The sequence below is a fragment of the Marinobacter bohaiensis genome (assembly GCF_003258515.1).
In the GTDB taxonomy this organism is placed as follows: Bacteria; Pseudomonadota; Gammaproteobacteria; order Pseudomonadales; family Oleiphilaceae; genus Marinobacter_A; species Marinobacter_A bohaiensis.
The window spans coordinates 1,904,757-1,927,154 of the sequence record NZ_QGEH01000001.1; the positions used below are offsets into that span (position 1 = coordinate 1,904,757).

21 protein-coding genes and 1 tRNA gene are annotated in these 22,398 nt (G+C 63.6%); 16 read left to right on the forward strand and 6 right to left on the reverse strand.

Annotated features, from left to right (window positions below; translation table 11 throughout):
* The first annotated feature begins 45 nt into the window (after positions 1-45).
* The 4 genes from purC to DKK67_RS08565 all read left to right on the forward strand — a co-directional run bounded on the left by purC (position 46) and on the right by DKK67_RS08565 (position 2,919).
* Positions 46-759, forward strand: a complete 714-nt coding sequence (gene purC / locus DKK67_RS08550) for a phosphoribosylaminoimidazolesuccinocarboxamide synthase (protein WP_111495945.1) — start codon at positions 46-48, stop codon at positions 757-759.
* Between the two features lie 52 nt (positions 760-811).
* The gene (locus DKK67_RS08555; protein ID WP_111495946.1) at positions 812-1,546 is read left to right on the forward strand and encodes a TIGR04219 family outer membrane beta-barrel protein; all 735 of its coding nucleotides are present in this window, start codon (positions 812-814) and stop codon (positions 1,544-1,546) included.
* 198 nt (positions 1,547-1,744) lie between these two features.
* A complete protein-coding gene (locus tag DKK67_RS08560; RefSeq protein WP_111495947.1) occupies positions 1,745-2,752 on the forward strand; it encodes an NAD-dependent epimerase in 1,008 nt (335 codons plus the stop codon).
* Between the two features lie 90 nt (positions 2,753-2,842).
* Positions 2,843-2,919 (forward strand) — tRNA-Val (locus DKK67_RS08565).
* A 143-nt stretch (positions 2,920-3,062) separates the two neighbouring features.
* Here DKK67_RS08565 and DKK67_RS08570 read toward each other — a convergent pair.
* The 3 genes from DKK67_RS08570 to DKK67_RS08580 form a co-directional block, all read right to left on the reverse strand.
* Complete coding sequence (locus DKK67_RS08570; RefSeq protein WP_111496823.1) at positions 3,063-3,992, reverse strand: DMT family transporter; 930 nt, start codon at positions 3,990-3,992, stop codon at positions 3,063-3,065.
* A gap of 105 nt (positions 3,993-4,097) precedes the next feature.
* A complete protein-coding gene (locus tag DKK67_RS08575; RefSeq protein ID WP_111495948.1) occupies positions 4,098-4,694 on the reverse strand; it encodes a YceI family protein in 597 nt (198 codons plus the stop codon).
* Entirely contained in the window at positions 4,682-5,464 is a 783-nt protein-coding gene (locus DKK67_RS08580; RefSeq protein WP_111495949.1) for a CDP-alcohol phosphatidyltransferase family protein, read from the reverse strand. Before DKK67_RS08580 ends, DKK67_RS08575 begins: the two co-directional genes overlap by 13 nt.
* 254 nt (positions 5,465-5,718) lie before the next feature.
* On the opposite strand from DKK67_RS08580, the gene DKK67_RS08585 reads away from it, so the two are divergent.
* Genes DKK67_RS08585 through DKK67_RS08600 form a run of 5 tightly spaced genes read left to right on the forward strand, consistent with a single transcriptional unit; the run spans position 5,719 to position 10,039 of the window.
* Entirely contained in the window at positions 5,719-6,711 is a 993-nt protein-coding gene (locus DKK67_RS08585) for a zinc-dependent alcohol dehydrogenase (protein WP_111495950.1), read from the forward strand.
* Between the two features lie 24 nt (positions 6,712-6,735).
* Positions 6,736-7,134, forward strand: coding sequence for a 6-pyruvoyl trahydropterin synthase family protein (locus DKK67_RS08590; RefSeq protein ID WP_111495951.1), 399 nt, complete (start codon positions 6,736-6,738; stop codon positions 7,132-7,134).
* Entirely contained in the window at positions 7,124-8,185 is a 1,062-nt protein-coding gene (locus tag DKK67_RS08595) for a glycosyltransferase family 4 protein (protein ID WP_162628782.1), read from the forward strand. The genes DKK67_RS08590 and DKK67_RS08595 overlap by 11 nt, the downstream gene beginning before the upstream one ends.
* 52 nt (positions 8,186-8,237) lie before the next feature.
* Positions 8,238-9,104, forward strand: coding sequence for a class I SAM-dependent methyltransferase (locus DKK67_RS21565; RefSeq protein WP_162628783.1), 867 nt, complete (start codon positions 8,238-8,240; stop codon positions 9,102-9,104).
* On the forward strand, positions 9,101-10,039 hold the full coding sequence (locus tag DKK67_RS08600; RefSeq protein ID WP_162628784.1) for a lysylphosphatidylglycerol synthase transmembrane domain-containing protein: 939 nt from the start codon (positions 9,101-9,103) through the stop codon (positions 10,037-10,039). The genes DKK67_RS21565 and DKK67_RS08600 overlap by 4 nt, the downstream gene beginning before the upstream one ends.
* Here the strand turns inward: DKK67_RS08600 and DKK67_RS08605 are convergent.
* Both DKK67_RS08605 and DKK67_RS08610 read right to left on the reverse strand, forming a co-directional pair.
* Positions 10,008-10,856, reverse strand: coding sequence for a RibD family protein (locus tag DKK67_RS08605; protein ID WP_111495954.1), 849 nt, complete (start codon positions 10,854-10,856; stop codon positions 10,008-10,010). The two genes, DKK67_RS08600 and DKK67_RS08605, sit on opposite strands and share 32 nt — an antisense overlap.
* 144 nt (positions 10,857-11,000) lie before the next feature.
* A complete protein-coding gene (locus tag DKK67_RS08610; RefSeq protein ID WP_111495955.1) occupies positions 11,001-11,798 on the reverse strand; it encodes a creatininase family protein in 798 nt (265 codons plus the stop codon).
* A gap of 163 nt (positions 11,799-11,961) precedes the next feature.
* Here DKK67_RS08610 and DKK67_RS08615 point away from each other — a divergent pair, with 163 nt between their 5' ends.
* On the forward strand, positions 11,962-12,747 hold the full coding sequence (locus DKK67_RS08615; protein WP_162628785.1) for an enoyl-CoA hydratase-related protein: 786 nt from the start codon (positions 11,962-11,964) through the stop codon (positions 12,745-12,747).
* Between the two features lie 25 nt (positions 12,748-12,772).
* Positions 12,773-13,177, forward strand: coding sequence for a helix-turn-helix domain-containing protein (locus DKK67_RS08620; protein ID WP_228160550.1), 405 nt, complete (start codon positions 12,773-12,775; stop codon positions 13,175-13,177).
* Between the two features lie 282 nt (positions 13,178-13,459).
* On the opposite strand, the gene galU is transcribed toward DKK67_RS08620, so the two are convergent.
* Positions 13,460-14,296: a UTP--glucose-1-phosphate uridylyltransferase GalU gene (galU, locus tag DKK67_RS08625; RefSeq protein WP_111495958.1), complete on the reverse strand. Its 837-nt coding sequence runs from the start codon at positions 14,294-14,296 to the stop codon at positions 13,460-13,462.
* A 336-nt stretch (positions 14,297-14,632) separates the two neighbouring features.
* On the opposite strand from galU, the gene brnQ reads away from it, so the two are divergent.
* The 5 genes from brnQ to mdoH all read left to right on the forward strand — a co-directional run bounded on the left by brnQ (position 14,633) and on the right by mdoH (position 22,365).
* Positions 14,633-15,955, forward strand: coding sequence for a branched-chain amino acid transport system II carrier protein (gene brnQ, locus DKK67_RS08630; protein WP_111495959.1), 1,323 nt, complete (start codon positions 14,633-14,635; stop codon positions 15,953-15,955).
* Positions 15,956-16,627: 672 nt separating this feature from the next.
* Positions 16,628-18,106, forward strand: coding sequence for a ShlB/FhaC/HecB family hemolysin secretion/activation protein (locus DKK67_RS08635; RefSeq protein ID WP_162628786.1), 1,479 nt, complete (start codon positions 16,628-16,630; stop codon positions 18,104-18,106).
* A 314-nt stretch (positions 18,107-18,420) separates the two neighbouring features.
* Entirely contained in the window at positions 18,421-19,965 is a 1,545-nt protein-coding gene (locus DKK67_RS08640; protein ID WP_111495961.1) for a glucan biosynthesis protein G, read from the forward strand.
* 23 nt (positions 19,966-19,988) lie between these two features.
* On the forward strand, positions 19,989-20,246 hold the full coding sequence (locus DKK67_RS08645) for a hypothetical protein (protein WP_111495962.1): 258 nt from the start codon (positions 19,989-19,991) through the stop codon (positions 20,244-20,246).
* The gene (gene mdoH / locus DKK67_RS08650; protein WP_111495963.1) at positions 20,239-22,365 is read left to right on the forward strand and encodes a glucans biosynthesis glucosyltransferase MdoH; all 2,127 of its coding nucleotides are present in this window, start codon (positions 20,239-20,241) and stop codon (positions 22,363-22,365) included. Before DKK67_RS08645 ends, mdoH begins: the two co-directional genes overlap by 8 nt.
* Positions 22,366-22,398: the final 33 nt, after the last annotated feature.

Sequence of the window (22,398 nt, forward strand, 5' to 3'; positions counted from 1 at the left end):
GATTGAGGCGGCCCGCTTGGCCGTCGAGCATACCGGAGAAGCAAGATGGAAAAGCGCGAAGCGCTCTATTCAGGTAAAGCCAAATCGGTTTACACCACCGACGATCCCGATCGCTTCGTACTGCTCTTTCGCGACGATACCTCCGCCTTCGATGGCGAGAAGAAAGAGCAACTGGCCCGCAAGGGTATGGTCAATAACCGCTTCAACGCCTTCATTATGGAGAAGCTGGAAGCGGCCGGCATCCCGACGCATTTCGAGAAGCTGCTGTCTCCGGTGGAATCGCTGGTCAAGAAGCTGGACATGATCCCGGTGGAGTGCGTCGTGCGTAATTATTCCGCCGGTAGTCTGTGTCGCCGTCTGGGCGTTGAAGAGGGTCAGGAGCTGCAGCCGCCGACCTTCGAGCTGTTCCTCAAGAACGACGAGATGCACGACCCCATGATCAACGAGTCCCTGGCCGAAACCTTCGGCTGGGCGGCTGCGGACGACCTGGCGGAAATGAAGGCGCTGACCTACAAGGTTAACGACGTCCTGAAGAAGCTGTTCGACGACGCCGGCATGCTGCTGGTGGACTACAAGCTCGAGTTTGGTCGGGCCGACGGACAGATTGTGCTGGGCGATGAGTTCAGCCCGGACGGTTGCCGGATCTGGGACAAGGAAACGCGCAAGAAAATGGACAAGGACCGGTTCCGCCAGGGGCTGGGCGATGTCATCGAAACCTACGAAGAAGTCGGTGGGCGACTGGGCATCCAGTTCGACTGAGCCTGATTCCGCCCCAACCATGGACAAGAAACAGGACAATAAAGGGTAAGACATGCGTAAGTTTGCTTTTGCACTACTCGGCGGTATGACCTGCTTCAGCTCCGCCGCCCTGGCCGATGTGGTGGGCCTGGGCGCGAACGTCAGTTACTGGGATTCGGACCTGACCGGTACCGCCAGTCAGGGCAACGACACGGTCGATGTGGACGACGACCTGAATCTGGACAGCGACGACAACGTCAACCTGACGGCCATCCTGGAGCACCCGGTGCCGCTGCTGCCGAACGTACGCCTGAACTACACCTCGATCGAGCAGAGTGGTCGTGGGCGGCTGTCCACCAACTACAACGGTATTATCGTTGGTAGCGAGGTTCGGTCTGAACTGGATCTGGACCAGGTGGATCTGACGCTCTACTACGAGCTGCTCGACAACTGGGTGAACCTGGATGGCGGTCTGACGGTGCGTAACCTGGACGGTAAGCTCACCGTTCGCGATACCACCAACACAGCCAATGTCAGCGAAACCGAGGTGGACGCCGTGATCCCGATGCTCTATGCCGCGGCGCGGTTCGACCTGCCGCTGACCGGCTTGTCCGTCGGTGTGGAAGGCAGCGGCATCGCCTACGGCGGCGACTCCATCCTCGATGGCTCGGCCTATGGCCAGTACGATTTGTCCGTCCTGCGTTTGCGGGCGGGTTACCGTGAATACAGCATCGACTACGAAGACGGCGACGATGCCCTGGACGTCGAAATCGGCGGACCCTTCATCAGCGCCGGCCTCGACTTCTGATCGATCGTTCGCCTTATTCGAGCGAGACATTACAAGAGCGCCATCTGGCGCTCTTTTTTTATGTCCGACGATAGAATAGGCTTCTATCGAAAGAGCGTCGCGAAAACGCTCAGCGCTCGCAGGGCCGGGATCGCCGGGCGGTCCTGTCCACGCGCACCGACACATCCTTGATTTCCAAACGCATATAGGGAGATTGCCTTGAAGATTCTGGTTACCGGAACGGCGGGATTTATCGGGTCCCATCTGGCTCATCGTCTGTTGGAGCGCGGCGACGAAGTCATTGGGGTTGATAACGTCAACGATTACTACGACGTCAGCCTGAAAGAGGCGCGCCTGGCCCGACTGACCCCGGAACCGGGCTTCACCGAGATTCGCAAGGACGTCGCCGACCGTGAGGCTATGGACGCCGTATTCCGGGAACATCAGCCGGAACGCGTGGTTCACCTGGCCGCCCAGGCCGGCGTGCGCTACTCGCTGGAAAATCCACACGCCTACGTCGATGCCAACCTGGTGGGGTTCATGAACATCCTCGAGGGCTGTCGTCACAATGACGTCAAACACCTGGTCTACGCCTCCAGCAGCTCCGTCTACGGCGCCAACGAGACCATGCCGTTCTCGGTGCACGACAACGTCGACCACCCACTCAGCCTGTACGCAGCGTCCAAGAAAGCCAACGAGCTGATGGCGCACACCTACAGCCACCTCTATCGTCTGCCGACCACCGGGCTGCGCTTCTTCACCGTCTATGGCCCCTGGGGCCGGCCGGATATGGCACTGTTCATCTTTACCCGCAAAATCCTGGCGGGAGAGCCGATCGACGTGTTCAACCACGGTCACCACAAACGCGATTTCACCTACATTGACGACATTGTCGAAGGTGTGGTGCGCACGCTGGACAATGTGGTGGAACCGAATGCCGAGTGGAGTGGCGAAACCCCCGATCCGGGCACCAGTAATGCGCCGTATCGTCTGTACAATATCGGCAGCAACAACCCGGTGGAGCTGAGCCGTTTCATCGAGATCATCGAGGAGCGGATCGGTCGTAAGGCCGAGAAAAACCTGCTGCCCATGCAACCCGGGGACGTACCGGCCACCTACGCCGACGTGGACGCCCTGATCGACGACGTGGGTTATCGTCCGTCGACTTCGGTGGAAGAGGGGATTGCCCGTTTTGTAGACTGGTATCGGGACTTCTATCAGGTGTGACGAGCCGGGCCGTCACTTTTTTCATATCCAGGGAAAAAAGCGGTTGACCGCCCCGAATCGGATCAGTATAGTTCGTCCCCGTTGAAGCACAGGACCATAGCTCAGTTGGTTAGAGCGCTACCTTGACATGGTAGAGGTCGGCAGTTCGAATCTGCCTGGTCCTACCAAGATTCCCGAATAAAGGCAGTGAGTTACAGCGATGTAGCCACTGCCTTTTTTCGTTGTGTTTCGGAAAGCGCAGGCACGACCGTCGTTGTGAAGGGGCCGCGATGCAGCCCCCAAACCGTTATTCGGCGAGAGGTGCAGTGCGTCACCGCCGCAGCAACAACTTCTTCACCGCTCCCCACCGATTGAACAGCAGCGCCGCAAAGATCAGTGAACAGCCACCCAGCTGTACCGCGGACATGGTCTCGCCGAACCAGGCCGCGGCGAAGATCGCGACCCACACCGGCTCCAGTACCAGGATCACCACGCCATGGCTGTTGGCGGACAGGCTCTGGGCGTAGGTCTGCACGAAGAAGCGGCCGGCGGTCCCGATGGTGGCGCTGGCCAGGACCCAGACCCAGAGCATCGGCTGGAAACCGGAGAAGGTCGGGGCCCAGGGCTCGCGCAACGCGGAGAGGGCAAGGGTCACAAAGCCCACCGTGGTGAGGGCGATGGCGGTGAGTGCCAGTGCCGGCACCCGTTCCTTGCGTTGCTCCTCGCCCCGGCTGCCGCGGGTCACCCGAGTGTTGGCGGCGCGGGTGTTGAGGGTGAAGTAGAGCGCGAATACCGATGCAGCCAGCACGAAAAACACCTGTCCCGCTTCGGGTCTGAAGCCATTACGCAGCGACAGCAGCGCCAGTCCGGCGATGGCTACCGGCAACGCCACCCAGGTGGACAGCGGCTGGATTTCGCGGAATACCACCCGGGCAATGATCGGCACGAAAACCACGCCCAGGCTGGTGAGGAAGGCCCCTTCGCCGACGTTGTCGGTCAGGAACAGCCCGGTGATCCAGGCGCTCATGGCAAAGCCGAAAACCAGGCCCACGCCGATGGCCCGTCGCAGCTGGTCCGGCGCCAGCCGGCGGATCTGTCCCTGGCCGGCGACCAGCAGAATGGCGCCGGCGATGAAGAAACGCAGGGACATGAACAGCAACGGCGGCATCAGCTGCACCGCTTCTTTGGAAAACATCCAGCCGATGGCGGCCAGCAGGGTGACGACGACCATCAGCAGGTCGGCTTTGCGGGATTGCGGAATCATCATTCTCGATACGGTCGAAAGCGGGTTGAGAGGCGCCGCAGTGTATCACGAGAATGTTAGGAAGCGAACATAATGCAGCCGCACCCGACGGGCTGTCACCGCTCAGAAGAGGCCGCTGTCCTCATTGGCTTCCAGCTCGAACCGGAGATGAACCTCATCGCCAACCATGTCCTGCCCGTAGTCCATCCCCCAGGTGCTGCGCTGGATCGTGGTGGTGGCGGACAGGCCCATGGTGTAGTCGCCGTGGCCGAACGGGTAATCGCCGGTCTTGTTGAGGGTCACCTGGACGTCCACCGGGTGGGTTTCGCCGCGCAGGGTGAGGTTGCCGCTGAGGACGCCGCGACGATGCCCGGACGCCTCGAAGCCGGTCAGCTCGAAGACGATCTCCGGATGGGCTTTCGCATCGAGGAAGTCATCGCTGCGCAGGTGCTCGTCCCGCTTCTTGTTGTCGGTAAAGACGCTGTCGGCCTGGACAACAACCCGGCCGGACTCGAATTCGCCGGTGGCTTCGTCGTAGACGAACGTGCCTTCGGCGTCACGGAAGAACCCCAGCACCGATGCATAGCCCAGGTGGTCGACGGCGAAGCTGACGGCAAAGTGGCCGGGGTCGATGTCAAAGGTCCGGGGCTCGGCCCACGATGGGACGGCCAGGGTCATCCCCACGGCCGCGGCGAGACAGGATTGGATCATGGATCGCATGTTGAGCGTCCTCCGCTGTGAGTGGCGCCGTCCGGCTGACGCAGCAGCCAGACCACATCGCGCCCGAATGAGTAAACCAGAAGCACCAGCGACAGCGCCAAAGCGGGTGCCGCCAGCGCCGCTGGGAAAGGCGGCAGGAGCACCAGCAGCAGCGTCACCAGTTGCCACACACAGATGGTCTTGCGCCGGAAGCTGTCCGGCAGTGGTTGCTGTAATTTGGGTTGGGCACGGCCGGCCAGCAGGAACAGGTAGCGTGCCAGGCCGATCAACAGGACCCAGCTACCGGCTTTGTCGAGCGATACGGCCAGGGCGCACAGCAACAGCATCAGCGCTGAATCCAGCTCCATATCGAAGCGCGCGCCGAAGCGGGAGTGGCTGCCGGTGCGGCGCGCGGTGGCACCGTCGACGCCGTCCATGACCAGGGCCACGAAACACAGCCAGGCAAGGGTCCAGGACTGCGCCGGTGTGATCGACGTCAATGGCAGGAAGGCCGCGATCAGGCAGATCAGTGTGCCACGGGTCAGGGTGACCCGATTGGCCGGCCCCAGCGACTCATGCCCGGCCATGCCATGGGACTCCGGGTGGCGGTGCCAGCAGTGACCCACCACGATCGCGAGCAGGCCGGCCGCGCCGGTTGCCAGGGCGGGGAATACGGCCGGAAGGTGCAGCGCATAGCCCAGCCCGATGCCGACAACGCCGGTGAGGGCGACGGCCGCGAGCAATTCCGTCATGATACGGCCGTTGAGCCGGCCAGGGCGCAATACATCCATACACCACTCCTGCGACGATCCGGATTGAGGTACGGCCCGCGTGCCGTTACCTTGCATCTCGGCAAAGATTACGCCTTCATGATTAAGGTGGATCGTCCAATCGCAAACGGCAAGCGTAATCCTCCCCGTCAATGGGTTTGACCGCAGGGGGCGGGGGAAAGTTTGCCCACCAGCGACCGGGCGGTTCATGGCAGCTCAGGGGTGTGACATGGAATCGGGCAGGACGGGGAGTCCGGCATGAGAAGGAGTGGTTCATGACGAGTGCGGCGTGTTACCGGGGCGAGGCCTTCTGGATACGCGAGCCGGGGCAGGGCGACATTCGACCGGTCAATATTGACCGCACTGGCGTGGCCGACGCCGGCGATGTGGTGGTCGAAACCCTGTTCAGCGCGGTCAGCCGGGGTACGGAAAGTCTGGTCTTCCACGGCGCCGTGCCGGAATCCGAGTACCAGCGTATGCGCTGCCCGTTCCAGGAGGGGGCGTTCCCGTTCCCGGTCAAATACGGCTATGCCAATGTCGGGCGGGTGATCGAAGGTCCGGACGACTGGCGCAACGAGCTGGTGTTCTGCCTGTATCCGCACCAGACGTGTTTCCGTGTTCCCGGCTCGGCGGTGCAGCGGCTGCCGCGGAATGTGCCGCCGGAGCGGGCCGTGCTGGCGGCCAATATGGAAACGGCGGTCAACGCCCTTTGGGACGCATCGCCCCGTGTCGGCGACCGGATCGCGGTGATTGGCTGCGGCGTGGTCGGTAGCCTGGTGGCCTGGCTGGCCAGCCGGATTCCCGGCACCCGGGTGCAGGCCATCGACCCCAATCCGGACCGCCGCGACACCCTGGCCGCGCTCGGTGTCAGCTGGTCCGCGCAGGCCGATGGGCCGGACGATCACGACCTGGTGGTGCATGCCAGCGGTCAGCCGGAAGGGCTGCAGGTAGCGCTGAGCCTGGCCGGTGTGGAAGGGCGCATCGTGGAAATGAGCTGGTACGGCGATCAGGCGGTTCCCCTGACGCTTGGAGGCGCCTTTCATTCCCGGCGTCTGTCGCTGGTCTCCAGCCAGGTGGGGCGCATCAGCGGGTTTCAGGCACCGCGCTGGAATCATGGCGAGCGCCTGGCACTGGCGTTACGCTTGCTCGCGGCCCCGGAGCTGGATGCCCTGATCAACTCCCAGGGCGCCTTTCACGATCTGCCGGAATCACTTGCCCGGGTGGCCGCGCCGGACTCCGGCGTGTTATGCCATCGGGTTCGCTATTAATGTATATCAGGAGGTATTTCTGACATGTTCAGCCTGACCGTCCGCGATCACCTGATGATCGCCCACAGCTTCAGCGGCGAGCGCTTCGGCCCCGCCCGGAAAATGCATGGCGCGACCTACGTCGTGGACGTAACGTTCCTCCGGGACGAACTGGATGACGACGACCTGGTGGTGGACATCGGTCTGGCCAGCGAACAGCTCAAGGCGGTGGTCACCGAGTTCAATCTCAGCAATCTCGACGAACACAAGGAATTCTCCGGCCGCAACACCACCACCGAATTCATGGCCCGGGTGATTTTCGACCGCATGGCCGAACGCATCCTGGCCGGGCAACTGGGGCCCGAAGCCGAGGGGCTGCGGCGGATGAAAGTCACGCTGGCGGAATCCCATGTCGCCTGGGCGGGGTACGAGAATGAGCTCTGATCTGACGTTTCTGGTTCCCGGATCGCCCGACCAGCGTACCGGTGGCTACACCTACGTCCGGTGTATCGTCGAGGGGCTCAGGGCCGCTGGCCAAGCGGTTCGGCTGCAGGGCCTGGAGGGCGAATTTCCCGAGACCGACCCCCGCGCCCAATCCGCCATGGACCAGGCGCTGGATGCGCTGGAGGACGGGACCACCGCGGTGATCGACGGGCTGGCGCTGAGCGGACTGCCGCCGCTGGCCGAGCGCCACACCCGTCGTCTGCGGATCGTGGCGCTGGTGCATCACCCACTGGCGGATGAGCCGGACCTGGACGAAAGCCGGCGCCAGCGGTTTTTCGATTCGGAGCGGAGAGCCCTGGCGGTGGTCTCCGGCGTGATCGTCACCAGCGACTTCACGGCCCGGCGCCTCGCGGATTTTGACGTCAGCCCGGCGAGGCTGGCGGTGGTGGTGCCCGGAGTACATGTGCCGCAGCGGCTGGAGCCCCGGGTCAAGCCGGATGCGCCGTTCGAGTTTCTCTGCGTCGCCACCCTCGCGCCCCGCAAGGGTCAGGATCTGCTGGTCCAGGCGCTGGCGCGCTGCCCGTCGGACGCCTGGCACTGCACCCTGGCGGGTTCACTGGATCGTTACCCGGCCTATGTGGCGGATCTGCGCAGGCAGATTGAGACACTTGGGCTGGAGGATCGTATTGATCTGTGTGGCGAACTGGATGACGCCGGCCTCGACCAGTCGTACCGGGAAGCGGATGCCTTCGTGTTGCCATCCTGGTACGAGGGGTACGGCATGGTGATCACCGAAGCGCTGGCCTACGGGCTGCCGGTGATCACGACGTCCGGGGGCGCCCTGGCGTATACCGCGGACAACCCAGCTTCCATCAAGGTGGAACCGGGCGATGTGGATGCCCTGGCCGCCGCGCTGAGTCAGTTGCTGGATCAGCCGCAAAGGCTGCAACAGTTGGTCGCGGCGGCGGCTGAGCAACGCCGGACCCTGCCGCAGTGGTCCGATGCGGCCGCCCAGTTCCGGGCCGCCTTGGAGACTTTGACGCAACCGTAGCGCCGGGCCGCTATGGCTGAAAGCAATCACAGCAATGTTACCGGGGGCGTGCATGGCGGTGTCGGAACACAGGCAGGCGGGTTTTTTCGAGGTGGACTGGCTCAGTCTGAGGGAGTCGGTCGATCACGCCGCACGTTCCCCGGCGTTGACCCATGAACTCGCCGGATTCATCGGCGACAGGCTGCCCGCCGGAGCTGGCTATGAGCTGGTGGATCTGGGCTGCGGCACCGGCTCCAACCTGCGTTACCTGGTGCCGCTCTTGCCCGCCGGTCAACGCTGGACCCTGATCGATCATGACGCCTCACATCTGGCCCGGGCAGACGACGCCTGCCGGTCGCTGCCGGGGATCGACACTATCCGGTGCCGTCGCGCCGGGCTGGACCGCCCGCTGGACAGCCTGATTCCCCGGACCACCCACATCGTGACCGCCTCGGCGCTGATCGACCTGGTTTCCCGAGCCTGGCTGGAGCGGCTCGTCGCGCGCTGCGCCGAGTGTGGCGCGGCGGTGCTGGTGGCGCTCAGTTACAGCGGCACTTTCCGGTTAACGCCGGCCCGGACCGATGACGACTGGATCCTGTCACAGTTCAATGATCACCAGTGCCAGGACAAGGGTGCCGGCCCGGCGCTGGGGCCGGAGGCCTGGCCCGAGCTGGTGGAATGCCTGCAGGCGCAGGGCTACGCGGTGCAGACCGCCGCGGCCGACTGGCAGCTGGGGCCGGAGCAGGGCGCGCTGCAGGTCTCCCTGTTACAGGGCTGGGCCCAGGCGGTCGCCGAGCAGTGCCCGATGGACATCGATCGGGTGCGGCGCTGGCTGGATCAGCGACTCAGGGACCGCGCCGCCGATCGGCTCACGATCGAAGTGGCCCACCGGGACGTGCTTGGCTTGCCGGCAGCGGCGGGCGCGGAGGCGCCGGAATGAGAGGATGGATCGGCCAGGCATTCGCTTCCCCATGGGCCCGTTGGCTGTGGACATTGCTGGTCCTGATCGGTGCCTTGTGGGTGTTCGGTCGCAGTGACTGGCAGGTGTCATTGAGCCAGTTGACGCCCGCGGCGCTGGCCGGTGCGTTGGCGTTAACCCTGGTGCAGGTGCTTGTCTCCGCCTGGCGCTGGCAGTTGACCGCGCGTCGGCTTGGTCTGCCGCTCGATTACCGGGCTGCCGTGCGCGAGTATTACCGGGCCACCTGGATTAACCAGGTGTTGCCGGGAGGCGTTCTGGGTGATGCCAACCGGGCGCTTCGCCATGGCTCGGCGCATGGGGATCATGCCCAGGCCGCCCATGCAGTGATGATCGAACGTTTTTCCGGCCAGCTGGTACTGATCCTGGCGGCGTTGCTGGCCTGGCGCTGGATGCCGATCGGGCAACTGGGGCTGAGCCCATCGGCTGTCAGCCTGCCGGGCTCGGTGCAGGCAGTGATCGTCGGCGCGGGGCTGGCGCTCCTGCTTGGCCTGGCATGGTTGGCGCGGCGGTCGTTGCGCGCCCATTCGCTGTCTTTCTGGCGCTCTTTGAAAGCCGGGCTGCTGGTGCCGGACATGCTGGCATGGCAGCTTGCCGGGTCGACGCTGGTGCTGGCCAGCTATGTCGGTGTCTTTGTCATCCTCGCCCAGGCCCTGGGGCTGTCCATGCCGCCGACCGAGGTTGTTCCCTGCGCGCTGATCCTGTTGCTGGCGATGACGCTGCCGGTCACGGTGGCCGGCTGGGGTGTCCGGGAGGGGGTGGCCGGCGTTCTCTGGCTGTCGCTGGGTTATCCGGCCGGGGAGGGCGTGGCGCTGGGCCTGGCGTATGGACTTGTGTTCCTGGTATCGAGCCTGCCGGGGCTGGTCTTCATGATCCCGCAGCTGCGGCCGGCGACCTGAGGCGCATGTCGAACAGATAATCGCTCCCCAGGTTAAATGACGCCCATTCCGGGCGCAGGGCGCCATCCAGTGAATCAATGGCGGGCAACTGGATACCGGGAATGCCACTGCCGATGATCATCGGCGCGACAATCACATGCAGGTGATCGAGACAACCGGCTTCCAGGAAATGGGACACGGTACAACTGCCCCCTTCGATGAAGATCCGCCGATAACCCCGCTCGCGCAGCACCGCGATAATGCCTTCCGGCGTCATGCAGTCCGATGGGCAGGGAATGCCGATCTCGTCGGCGTGCTCGGCCTGCTCGCGGACCAGGCAGTAGGTGCTGGCCTGACGCTGGTCGAACAGCGACTGGTCCCGATCCACGCGCCGGTTGGGGTCGATCACCGCCCGATCCGGATTGCTGCCTTCCACCCGTCGCACTGTCAGTCGAGGCCGATCGCTTGCGGCCGTACCGGCACCGACCACCACGATATCGGCCACCGCGCGCAAGCGGTGCAGATGATCCAACCCGCCATCGCCGTTGATGAACTGGGACGCGCCGGTGACGGTGGCGATACGGCCGTCCAGGCTCTGCCCCACCTGGGCATAGACCACCGGATCCCGGGTCGGAAGACACAGCGGGACAAAGCACTGCAGCAGATCGTCGGCGGTGCGGTCGGCGGGTGTCGCGTGCAGTTGCCAGTCGCCGCGATCACCAACCGTTAGCACCGGTTCCTCCCGGCCGGGCAGGAAACAAGGGCCGGGTGTGGTCTGTGTGGCCAGCGACTGGATCAGGGTCCAGGCGGTTTCGGCATCGAGCGTGGGTCGGGTCATGGTGTCGGTCCTGGCGGTATATCCGTCGCTTTTATTGGGGTGCCCGCGGGGGCGGCTCCTGAAACCATACGAGGCCGGAGCAACGTTTGGATCCCCGGTGTCACGGCGGTTTGTGGCAGCGTGGCGAAACGGTCGGTCATCGTGTCAGCGGGATCGCAGCCATTTCAGATTGAAGGCGGCGGCCTCGCGCACCGTGTCGGCGAGGGAAGCGGCGAAATGGGCCACCAGTTGGGCGCCCTGATCCGCGGTGGCCTTGCCGGCGCGGCCAACGACGCCGGCCGGGTTCAGGTCCTGGCCCATCCAGGCGTAGGCGGCGGTGCCTTCCGGGGCGAGGTAGACGAAATCGGCGAGGTCCGTTTCCGCTGGCGTGGCGAAATCCCGGATCAGCTCCGAGCGGACGCTGTCGGGCGCCAGGTGCAGCATCATGGCGGTTTCCAGTTCGCCGCCATGGATGCCGTGACGGATCTCTTCCGTGGCCACCAGGTGCTCCGGTGGCGGGAATTGGAAGTAGTTGGCCTTGATCACCAGCATGCCGAAGCGCTGACGCAGCTGCAGCGCGGCCAGGTCGATGATCTGGCGGTTGCCGCCGTGGCTGTTGAAGATCACCAGGCGTTTGATACCGGCGGCCGCCACCGACTGGCCGATATCGACAAGCACATCAATCGCGGTATCCGGTCGCAGCGACAGGGTCCCGGGAAAGGCGCCATGCTCCAGGCTCAGCCCAACTGGCAGCGTAGGCAGCACCAGGGCGGGAACGTCTTGCAGGAGAGGAAGGCTGGCATGAAGGATGCCTTCACCAATGGACAGGTCGGTGGACAGTGGCAGGTGAGGGCCGTGTTGCTCGACCGCCGCAACCGGCAGGATGGCAACCGCCTCGCGGTCGGCTTTGTCCGCCAGTTCCACGGTCGTCAGATTCTGCCAGTAGAGAGGCTGCGCGCCCATGCCGGATCGCCTTTTTCGGTTGGCGTTTAAGGCAGTGTAGACCACTCTGGCGTGCCGCATAATACCGGCAAAGAACCTGGCGCGCGCGGCATTGCACGGTCGGCGCTCTATCAAGTGTAATGATGTATTGGCACCGTTTGGGTGCATGGCAACGGAGCAGAGGGTGAGTCAGTCACAAGCGAACCAATCGATCGTCGAAAGCGGGCTGGCGCAGGTGGAACTGCCGCTGTCCGAGGCGCGGACCTGGGATGAAACGTCCCTGCAGGTGTTCCATGAGACCATCCAGGCGCTGCTGCTGGACGAGTCGGTGCGTGGTCTGGTCGTCGCCGGTGAGCCCGGCGAGGCGTTCTGCCGGGGTGTCGACATCGGTCTGTTTGGGAGCGGCAGCAAGGTGGCCGGTGCGGGTCTGAATCGTGCCTTCGCCCAGGCCTTCACGGCATTGCGGCGTTTCCCGGGCGTTTCGGCCGCGGCGCTGACCGGTGAGGCCACGGACGCCGGGCTGGAATGTGCGCTATGCTGTGACTTCCGGATCGCCGAGCCGGGCGTTCGGTTATCCCTGTCTCCGGCGCGCTACGGCCTGGTTCCCAACGCCGGCGGCAGCCAGCTGCTGGTTCGGTTGGTGGGCGAAGTCTGGGCCAAGCGTATGCTGCTGTGCGGCGAATCGGTGGACGCGCAGACGGCGCTGCGGATCGGGCTGGTGGATGCCATCAGCGAGCCGGGCCAGGCCCGCCTGCTGGCGGACGACTGGGTACGGCGTTCGTTCCGCCAGGGACCGCAGGCGGTGCGGGCCACCAAGCAACTGATCGAGCACGCCCGGATGCGGCCGCTGGAAACCGGCTTTGCCGCCGAGCGCGATTGGATGGTGGAACTGCAGGGCGCCGACGAGCAGATCGAGGGCATAGCGGCGGATCGCGAAGGACGCGCACCGTCCTGGCAGGACGATCGTTGACAGAGGGAATCACCAGATGCGGTACATGAAGTCTTTCCATCGTCGGATCAAGGCCCTGCGGGACTCCAGGCAGCTATCCATCGCCGACGTGGCACGCCTGTGCGATACCGACGAACGCCGGGTGCAGAGCTGGGAGGAGGGGAATGCCAACCACCGTGGCTACCCTGACATCGACGAGCTGATGGATCTGTGCCTCAAGACGGAAACCCCGCTGGAGGCGCTGCTGGATTTTGAAGAGGCGCCCGATGCCGGCCAGATGGAGCTGCCGGGGCTGGCTTTTGACAGCGACATGGATCTGACGCGGGCGCTGGATGCGCTGGAGAAGGAAGTCGACAGGCTGAAGCCGTCGGAGCAGGAGATGGAACTGCTGCGCCGGTTCCGTAACAGCACGGACGAAAACCGGCGCATGATCATTCAGCTGTTGGGCTGAATCCTGGAGTCCCGTCTGGTTGGTTCGCTGACCTACTGAACCCCTGAGAGATCAGGCAGCAAGGCGTAGGGACGCCGGTTTGGTGGTTACAAATCAAGTCACTACAACGCAGCAGTACGGTCTCTCAGGGCCTCCCGAAGGACGCGCCGCTGAAGGCCCTGGCCCTGCGTTCGCCGTTGTTGACATGGAGTCACCATGCCGGCGAACGGCGACTTGTCCAGAACCTTCAGTGACGCGCAGTCGATTAGCGAATCAACCAGACGGGACACTCGCGGCGACCGATCAGTCGCCGTTCTTGTAGATATTCTCGTAGACGTGGTTGGTGGCCTGTACGAAGCCATCAATGCTGCCACAGTCGAAGCGGCGACCACGGAACTGGTAGGCCAGTACGCACCCCTTGCGCGCCTGTTCCAGCAGGGCGTCGGTAATCTGCACTTCGCCGTTCTTGCCCGGTTCGGTGTTCTCGATGATCTCGAAAATATCCGGAGTCAGGATATAGCGGCCGATGATCGCGAGGTTGGACGGTGCGTCTTCCGGCGCCGGCTTCTCGACCATGTCGGTGATTCGGTAGAGGCCGTCCTTCATGGGCTCGCCAGCGATCACACCGTATTTGTGGGTCTCGTCGGCGGGCACTTCCTCGATGGCGACGATGGAGCAGCGGAACTGCTTGTACAGTTCGGCCATCTGCGCCAGCACGCCGATGTCGCCCGGTTCGGCGACACAGAAATCGTCCGCCAGGACCACCGCAAACGGGTTGTCGCCCATCAGATTGCGACCGGTCCAGATGGCGTGGCCCAGGCCCTTCATCTCATTCTGGCGGGTGAAGGAGAAGGAGCTGTGGTTGATCAGGTCACGGATGGACGTCAGCAGGTTTTCCTTGCCGGAACCGGCGATCTGGTGCTCGAGCTCGTAGCTGATGTCGAAATGGTCCTCGATGGCGCGCTTGCCGCGACCGGTGACAAAACCGAACTCGTGAATGCCGGCTTCCGAGGCTTCTTCAACCCCGTACTGCACAAGCGGCTTGTTTACGATGGGCAGGATTTCCTTGGGCATGGCCTTGGTGGCCGGCAGGAAACGGGTACCGTAACCTGCGACGGGGAAGAGGCACTTCCTGATCATAGATGTCGTCCTTCTATCGGGCTTGTGAAAACCTGTCCTTTCGGGGCCGTTGGTCCCGCAAGAGGCTCAGTGCTGTTGTGCACAAAGTTTGCCAAGTGTAACCAACTTGTTGTGACAAATGGAGGTATCCAGGGCTTACCACTTCGTCACCTTCCCTTAATCCACGGGGCCATCGGGGCTTTCCCGAATGGCGCCGGGGCGCGGATTCCCTGAGTATTGGCCCACCCGAATCGGTACTGCAAGTCCGTCGTCGCGGTACTCCCGCGCACGACTTCCCGGTGCTTCCCGCCGTGCTGATCTGCCACACAATCGACTGAACGCAACAAGGCTTTTTCTGTGAAACCTGTCAATAATTCCGACGTACTCTACGTTGGGCTGATGACGTTTGCCCTGTTTTTGGGCGCCGGCAACCTGATCTTTCCACCCGAACTGGGGCAGCAGGCCGGCCACCAGCTGGGCTGGGCCATGGCCGGCTTCCTGCTCACCGGTGTGGGCCTGCCCCTACTGGGCGTGGTGGCGGCCGCGCGCATGGGCGGTGGGCTGTCCCGGATCACCCAGGACCTGCCGCCGCTGTTGGCCACGCTGATCGGTCTGGTGCTTTACCTGTCCATAGGGCCGCTGTTCGCGGCGCCGCGTACCGGGCTGGTGGCCTATGAGTTCAGTGTGATGCCGTTGCTGGGCGAGTCGGCCGGCGATGCCAGCCAGTTGATCTACACCCTTGGGTTCTTCGGGTTGAGTCTGCTGGCGGCGATGTTTCCCGGGCGTATCGTCGATTCGGTGGGCAAGTTGATCACGCCCCTGTTGGTGTTGGTCCTGCTGCTGATTGGCGGCGGCACGCTGCTTTTCCCCCAGGGCGAGATGTCCGGGGCGGTCAGCCAAATGGAGCAGGGCGCTTTTGGCAGCGGCTTCCTGGCCGGTTACCAGACCCTGGATGCGCTGGCCTCCCTGGCCTTCGGTATCGTGATCATCACGGCCCTTAAAGGGCGTGGCGTCCATGACGAAAAGGCATTGACCGGAGCCACCATCAAGGCCGGAATCATCGCTGCGGCGGGTTTGTCGATGGTCTACATGGCCCTGGGTTTCCTGGGGGCGACCAGCCACGGCATCGCCTCCGGCACCGACAACGGGGCCCAGATGATCAGCCTCTACATCACCGGTATCTTCGGCGACTGGGGCCAGTGGCTGTTGGCCGCCACCATGACGCTGGCGTGCCTGAGCACCAGCATCGGCCTGGTGACGGCTTGCTCCGAGTACTTCCACGAGCAGTTTCCGCGGGTGTCCTACCGGGTGTTTGCCGTGGCCATGACGCTGGCGTGCGTGCTCGTCGCCAACGTGGGCCTGGAGCAACTGATCGCGCTGACGATCCCGGCGCTGCTGGTGATCTACCCGGTGTGCATCGGCCTGATTGTGTTGTGCCTGATCCGGCCGAGCCTCGCCAACCCGAGACGTACCTTTGCCATGATGTTGACGCCGATGTTCATCGTTGGCCTGATCGATGGTCTGTCCGGTACCGGGCTGGTGCTGTTTGCCAGGGCGGCTGACGCCATCAGCGTCCTGCCGTTCAGCGAATCGGGCATGGGGTGGCTGGTGCCGGGCCTTGCAGCTCTGGTGTTGTCTGAAGCGTCCGTCCGGATCCGGCAGAATTCGGCGGCGGCCTGAGTGGCGAGAGGTCCGGAGTGATCCGGGCCGCGCTCCGAGTCGCTGGCGCCCGGGACCGCATTAAAAACGTGTCATCATGTTGCGTATTTCCGTTACGGACCGACTCCAGAATCTACATATAAATAACGTTACAAGCGCCTGTTTTACTGAAAAAATTAAATTTGTAAAAAATTGAAATCAGGGGCTGGAATCACTCCGCTGGATTACCTATAGTCAACGCCACTGCCAGCAGGCCGGGCTCGATAATGTCGAGCGGTCTGTGCAGCGCTCTGTTCTGAGCACAGATCCTCCCCAAGCTGCGTCGTCTGGGGCACTCGGTAGTAGCCGGCTTCTCTGATCGGTTACCGACAACCTTTTATAGCGACAACCTTTGACAGACAGGTGCGTTTTGCCACCTGCCGGGGACCTTTGTTTGTGAGATTGACAGCGCTCATGATTTTGCTGGGATGTGCTTTCAGCACCGGTGCGGGTGCTGTTGCGCGCATTGAACCGGCTGACATCGGGGCTGGTATCCCGCATTCGTCGATCAGCCTCTCACAGGATCGCTCCTACCTCCGTGAATCCGCCGCAGCCAACAGTTGGCTGACGACGCCGGCACGCCCCTTGCCAGAACGCTCTTCCCTCAACGCCGACTGGCCCAGCGGCCGCTGTGTTCCGGTTAAATCGGTCCGGATGCCCGGTCTTCAGTTGCTGTCCAAGCGGGTGGTGACCCGGGTTTATGCGCTGGTTCAGCCCAATACGGCCCAGTGCCTCGACCCCGAGCGGCTCGACGGTCTCGCCAGCCGCATCAATGACGTGCTGGAGCGCGAAGAAGGTGGCCAAGTGGTGGTTTGGTTGCCGCAGCGGCCCATTGTGGGGCAGGTGCTCACCCTGCGCTTCAAGGACGCCAAGGTGGCTCTACCGGACAATGGCGACTTCCCTGTCAGGCGTCCGGCATCGAGCCGGGTCGAGCGGGCCGGTGAAGCCGGTGCTGCCGACATCGTGGTGCCCCAGTCGCTGCCGTCCTACACCTTCGGGCGCTGGACGCCGCCAGCCGGTACCGCCAATGTGGCGGCGGTGGAGTCGGCCAAGCCCACCGAGCGAGGCCAATCGGGACCCAGTTTCAGTTTGCAGCACGTTCAGCAGCACTGGCTCGGCTCGCACCTGCAGTTGGCGGGCAGCAGTTCCCGATCCCGCGAAGGCCATTCCGGCCGGATCGGGCTGGAAGCGGATGACCTGATCGAAGCCAACCATGCGATGCGCTTCAATTTCAACGAGTCCGGTTCCCAGCGGGTGCAGAACGAAGCCGAGGCGTTTGCCTTCCACTATGCGTTTCCGCTGGCGGGCAATAGCCTGAGCATGGACGTCGATACCTTCTCCTACCAGAGCACTGTCACCGGCGACGAGAGCAAGTACGAAGCTCGCGGGGAAGGGCGCAACCTGATGTTCAGCGGTCGCCGCTCGCTGTTCTCCTGGAGCGGAATCAACTTCGACTCGGTACTGGGTGTACGCAACCAGCAGGCCACCTATCACGAGAAAGGCGAGTGGGTGGAGGATTCGTCGCGTCAGCTGTCGATGTTCACCCTGGAAGGTTCGACATCGCGGGAGCTGCTGTTCGATGTCACCGCATCGACCCGCTTTGCGGCCAGTTCCGGCATGGAGATGGTCAGCAAGGATTACGACGACGAAGACGGCCTTGACGAGAACGATGGTTTCCAGAAGTACGTGCTGTCCGGTTCGCTGAGTCGCCAGCTTTTCGACTGGCAGCTGGACTTCAGTGGCCACTACCAGTTTACGCCGGACGATCTGCCGGACTCCCAGTACTTTACGGTGGTGGGGCCGGCGATGATTTCGGGCTTCAACGGCCAGTCGATTACCGCCGCCAAGGGTGGTTGGCTGCGGCTGGATGCCAACAGTCCGCGATTCACCATGCCAATGGTGTCCTACCTGCGATCAGCGCTCCAGTTCTCGCTGCTGCGGGGCTGGATTCCGGACGCCAGCATGCAGGCGGATCGGGCCGGTTCGGCCAGTGCGGCGGAGGTGTCACTGCGCTTCCAGGGCCGGGGTATCCAGGCCGGCTTCAGTGTCGGGCGGATGCTTGGCGCGTCCAGCGATGCTACCGATAAACCGGACGTTCCGGACGTTTCCCTGTCTCTCTCCGTCGGCCTCTGACCCCGGCGGAGCACCCGATGCCAACCTGACGACATTCCTGCCATCGTCCCCGACATATCCTGAAACAAACCTGAAATTGTGCATATACTGAACAGTGTCGCCTGCGTTGATGATCGGGGCCTTACAGAGATGTCACTTGAAGCCTAAGCCACTGAGAGTGTTACATTTCAACAGCACCGGGCGTGGTAACTGAAATAGACGGCCATACCCCGGTTGCTGAATCAAGGGAGTCGGCACCGCGTTGTGACCGGGAAGCATCATGGTCTGCAAGGTTGTGACAGTGCCCCACTGAACCAACGGAGAAAGGATCGTCCATGTTCCCAGCACGACTGCTGTCTTGCCTTATCGCCCCAGTCATCATGATCACCGCACAGACCGCCCAGGCCTTCGGTCTGGAGGACGTGGTGGATATGGCCAAGGCGCGTGCTGCCACCCCTTACGAAGCACCGGCCCAGGCCCCCCAGTTCCTGCGCGATCTGAATTTCAGCGATTATCAGGCCATCCGCTTCAAGCCTGATGCCAGCCTGTGGCGTCAGGGCGCTTCCCGGTTCCAGGTCAACCTGTTCACGCCCGGCAGCTACTACACCCATGCCGTCAAGTTGCACGAGGTGGATAAGGAGGGCGTCAAGCCCATCGAGTTCGATAAGTCGAACTTCAACTACCCTAACGATGCATTTGCCAAGCGCGTGCCGGCCGACCTCGGCTATGCCGGTTTCAAACTGACGTTTCCCATGCACCAGGAGACCGAGCAGAACCCGTTCCTGGTGTTTGGCGGAGCCAGCTACCTGCAGGGACTGGGCCGCGGTGAGCGGTTCGGCGCATCCGCCCGTGGTATCGCCATCGACACGGGCCTGCCGTCCGGGGAGGAGGTGCCCAGTTTCGTCGAGTTCTGGCTCGAACGTCCGGCCGGCGGCAGCGACACCATGCGCGTCTACGCGCTGCTCGATGGGCCCAGCGTGACCGGCGCCTACCGATTCGACGTGCATCCCGGCGACAGCACCCGGGTCGACGTCAAGGCCCAGCTGTTTTTCCGCAGCGATGTGGAGCTGCTTGGCCTGGCACCGCTGACCTCCATGTTCTACTACGGCGAGAATACCGTCCGCCCGGTGGGAGAGTGGCGCCCCCAGGTGCACGATTCCGATGGGTTGCTGATTCACGACGGCGCCAGCGGCGAGTGGCTGTGGCGGCCGCTGATCAACCCGCGCAAATTGCGGATGAGTTACCTGTATGCCGGAGACATCAAAGGCTTCGGTCTGATGCAGCGCAATACGGATTTCAAGCAGTTCGAGGACATGGAAGCCCGCTATGACCTGCGTCCCAGCGCCTGGGTCACGACCCGCGGCGACTGGGGCGAAGGGCAGGTGGTGTTGGTGGAAATTCCCACCCGCTCGGAAGTGAACGACAACATCGTCGCCTTCTGGCGCCCTGGTAAGCCGATCAAGGCCGGCCAGGAGCGGACCCTGGAATACACCATGCGCTTCGGGGACCAGGAAATCGCTCGGGAGCCAACCGCCAGTGCGCTGCAGACGTTTGTCGGCGAAGGGGATCGTATCGGCGGAGGCAGCGTTGAAGGGGCGTATCGGATCATCGTCGATTTTACCGGGGGCGAGCTGGCCAAGCTCAAATCCGATGCCCCGGTCGTCAGCCAGGTCAGCGGTGGCGACGGCGTCGAGGTGATCGAGCATTTCGTGGAATACAACGAACCGTTGGACGCCTGGCGGTTGTCCATGCTCGTGAAACCGAATCCGGAGGCCGACATGGCGCTGCGCGGTTTCCTCAGCATGGACGGCAAGCCGCTTACCGAGACCTGGACCTACGAACTGCCACCGGGTGCCGACCTGCGTGAGCCTCAGGAATAATCGACCACTCGGGAGGAGTGAACATGCCTAGAGCCGTCTGTCAGCAGGTCCTGGACCGCCTGATAGCCTATCTGCGCGGTTGCGGCGTCGAGATGACGTCGGAAGACTGTTGCAAGGCCCTGTCCCTGGTTGAGCGCGCCCTGCGCGAGGACCCCGATGGCAAGGTCATGGAGCGTGCCATGAACCTGCTGCCGGAGTATTTTGACATCCCGGATGCGACCATTCCCCGGCAGGCGCCTCCGCTGTTACGCGGCAGCATCGGGTACAGTCCCTATGTCTGAAACGCTATCGCAGGACGCCACCGGGGCAACCGCCGAGCAAGCCGCCGACAAGCCGGTACGCTGGCGCGGGATCGCCTTCCTGCGGCGAGCCCTGCTGATCCTGTTCGTGCTCGGTCAGACCGTGGTGGCCTGCTACTACCTTCTGTGGGTACTGCCTTATCACGGTGGCACCGCCGTGGAGATGGGATTGCTGGTCCTGTTTGCGCTGCTCTATGCCTGGATTGCCGTCGGTTTCTGGACGGCGGTGCTGGGCTTCGTGCTGCGCCTGACCGGCGGCGACCGGCGCTCGCTGCTGCACCGCCACCGGCCGGAGGTGTTGGAGCAGACGCCGCTGGGCAAGACCGCGGTGATCATGCCGATCTACCACGAGCCGGTGCACCGTACCCTGAGCGGGCTGAAAGCGGTCTACCAGGACATCGAACGTGCCGGCAAGATCGACGACTTCGAGTTCTATATCCTGTCCGACAGCCGCGACCCCAACGTCTGGCTGGAGGAGCAGGCCACCTGGCACCGGATCTGCGAGGAGCTGGGGGCCCAGGGTCGACTGTTCTATCGTCGCCGGACCGTCAACCTCAACTACAAGAGCGGCAACGTGGCGGATTTCCTGCGCCGCTGGGGGCGCCGCTCGAAGTACATGGTGGTGCTGGACGCCGACAGCCTGGTCAGCGGCCAGACGCTGATCCGCATGGTGCAGTTGATGGAGCGCGAGCCCCAGGTCGGCATCCTGCAGACCAATCCGACGCTGATCAACGGCCAGTCCCTGTTCGCCCGGATGCAGCAGTTCGCCAATCGCATGTACTCGCCGCTCTTCGCCACGGGGCTGGCGGCCATCCAGATGGGCGATGCCGCCTTCTGGGGGCATAACGCGGTGCTGCGGGTGGACGCCTTCATGGCTCATTGCGGTCTGCGTAAGCTGCCGGGCTTCGGTATCTTCGGCGGGCCGATTCTGAGTCATGATTTCGTCGAGGCGGCCTACATGGGGCGCGCCGGCTACGAAGTCTGGCTGGAGCCGGGGCTGGGGCAGAGCTACGAGGAATCGCCGCCCACGCTGTCGGATGAGCTGACCCGGGACGAACGCTGGTCCAAGGGGAACCTGCAGCATCTCTGGATCATGCTGCTGGGCCGGCGGATTCGCTTCGCCCATCGCCTGGCGTTCATGAACGGCATCATGGCCTATGTGGCCTCGCCGCTCTGGCTATGCTTTCTGATTCTGACCACCGTGGAGGCGGCCCAGATGGCGCTGTCTCCGATCGACTATTTCCCAGAGGGGCACGAGGGGCTGTTCCCGCTGTGGCCCGAATGGCGCCCAGAGTGGGCCCTGAGTCTGGCGCTGAGCACGCTGGCGCTGCTGTTCCTGCCCAAGTTCCTGGCGATTCTGGACGCGCTGCTCCACCGTAAGTCCCGTCAGTTCGGTGGTTTCGGGCGAATGGCGCTGAGTGTGCTGTTGGAGATCGTTATCTCCGTGCTGCTGGCACCGGTGCGCATGCTGGCCCACAGCCGCTACGTGCTCAGCGGCCTGATGAATGTGTCCCTCAGCTGGGCCGGCCAGAACCGCACTGAAGAGACCTCCTGGCGGGAAGCGATCGTGACGCAGTTGCCGGGGCTCATCGTGGGCGCCGGTTGGTCGGCGTTTGCCTGGAGCCTGGATCCGTTGTTCTTCCTGTGGTCGTTGCCGGTGGCTGTTCCGCTGGTACTGGCTGCACCGACCTGCGTGTACCTGAGCCGCGTCAGCATTGGCGAGCGGCTGCGGCGTCGCCGGTTGCTGTTGATTCCCGAAGAGTTGCACCCCAGCCAGTTGCTGGATGACGCCGAGCTGAGCCGGGAGGCGGAGCCGGACTCATCGCCGCTGACCAATTTCGAGGAGGCGATCCTGCGCCCGCGACTGAACAAGATGCATCAGGCCCTGGCCGGCCGGCACCGTCGCGAGGTGAGGGCGGAAGTGCTCAGTCGCCTGGTGCGGCGATGCGTGGACGAAGGGCCGGATGGCCTGACCCGCAGTGAACTCAGTCACTTGTGCCGCGACCAGGAGTCCCTGGGGGCGCTGCACCACGAAGCCTGGCGTGCCACTCCGGAGAGCTACTGGGGCCGCCGCATTGCGAAGCTGGCTGCATTCGATTGAGCGGCCGCCTAACGGAAACGACCCCGATTGAGG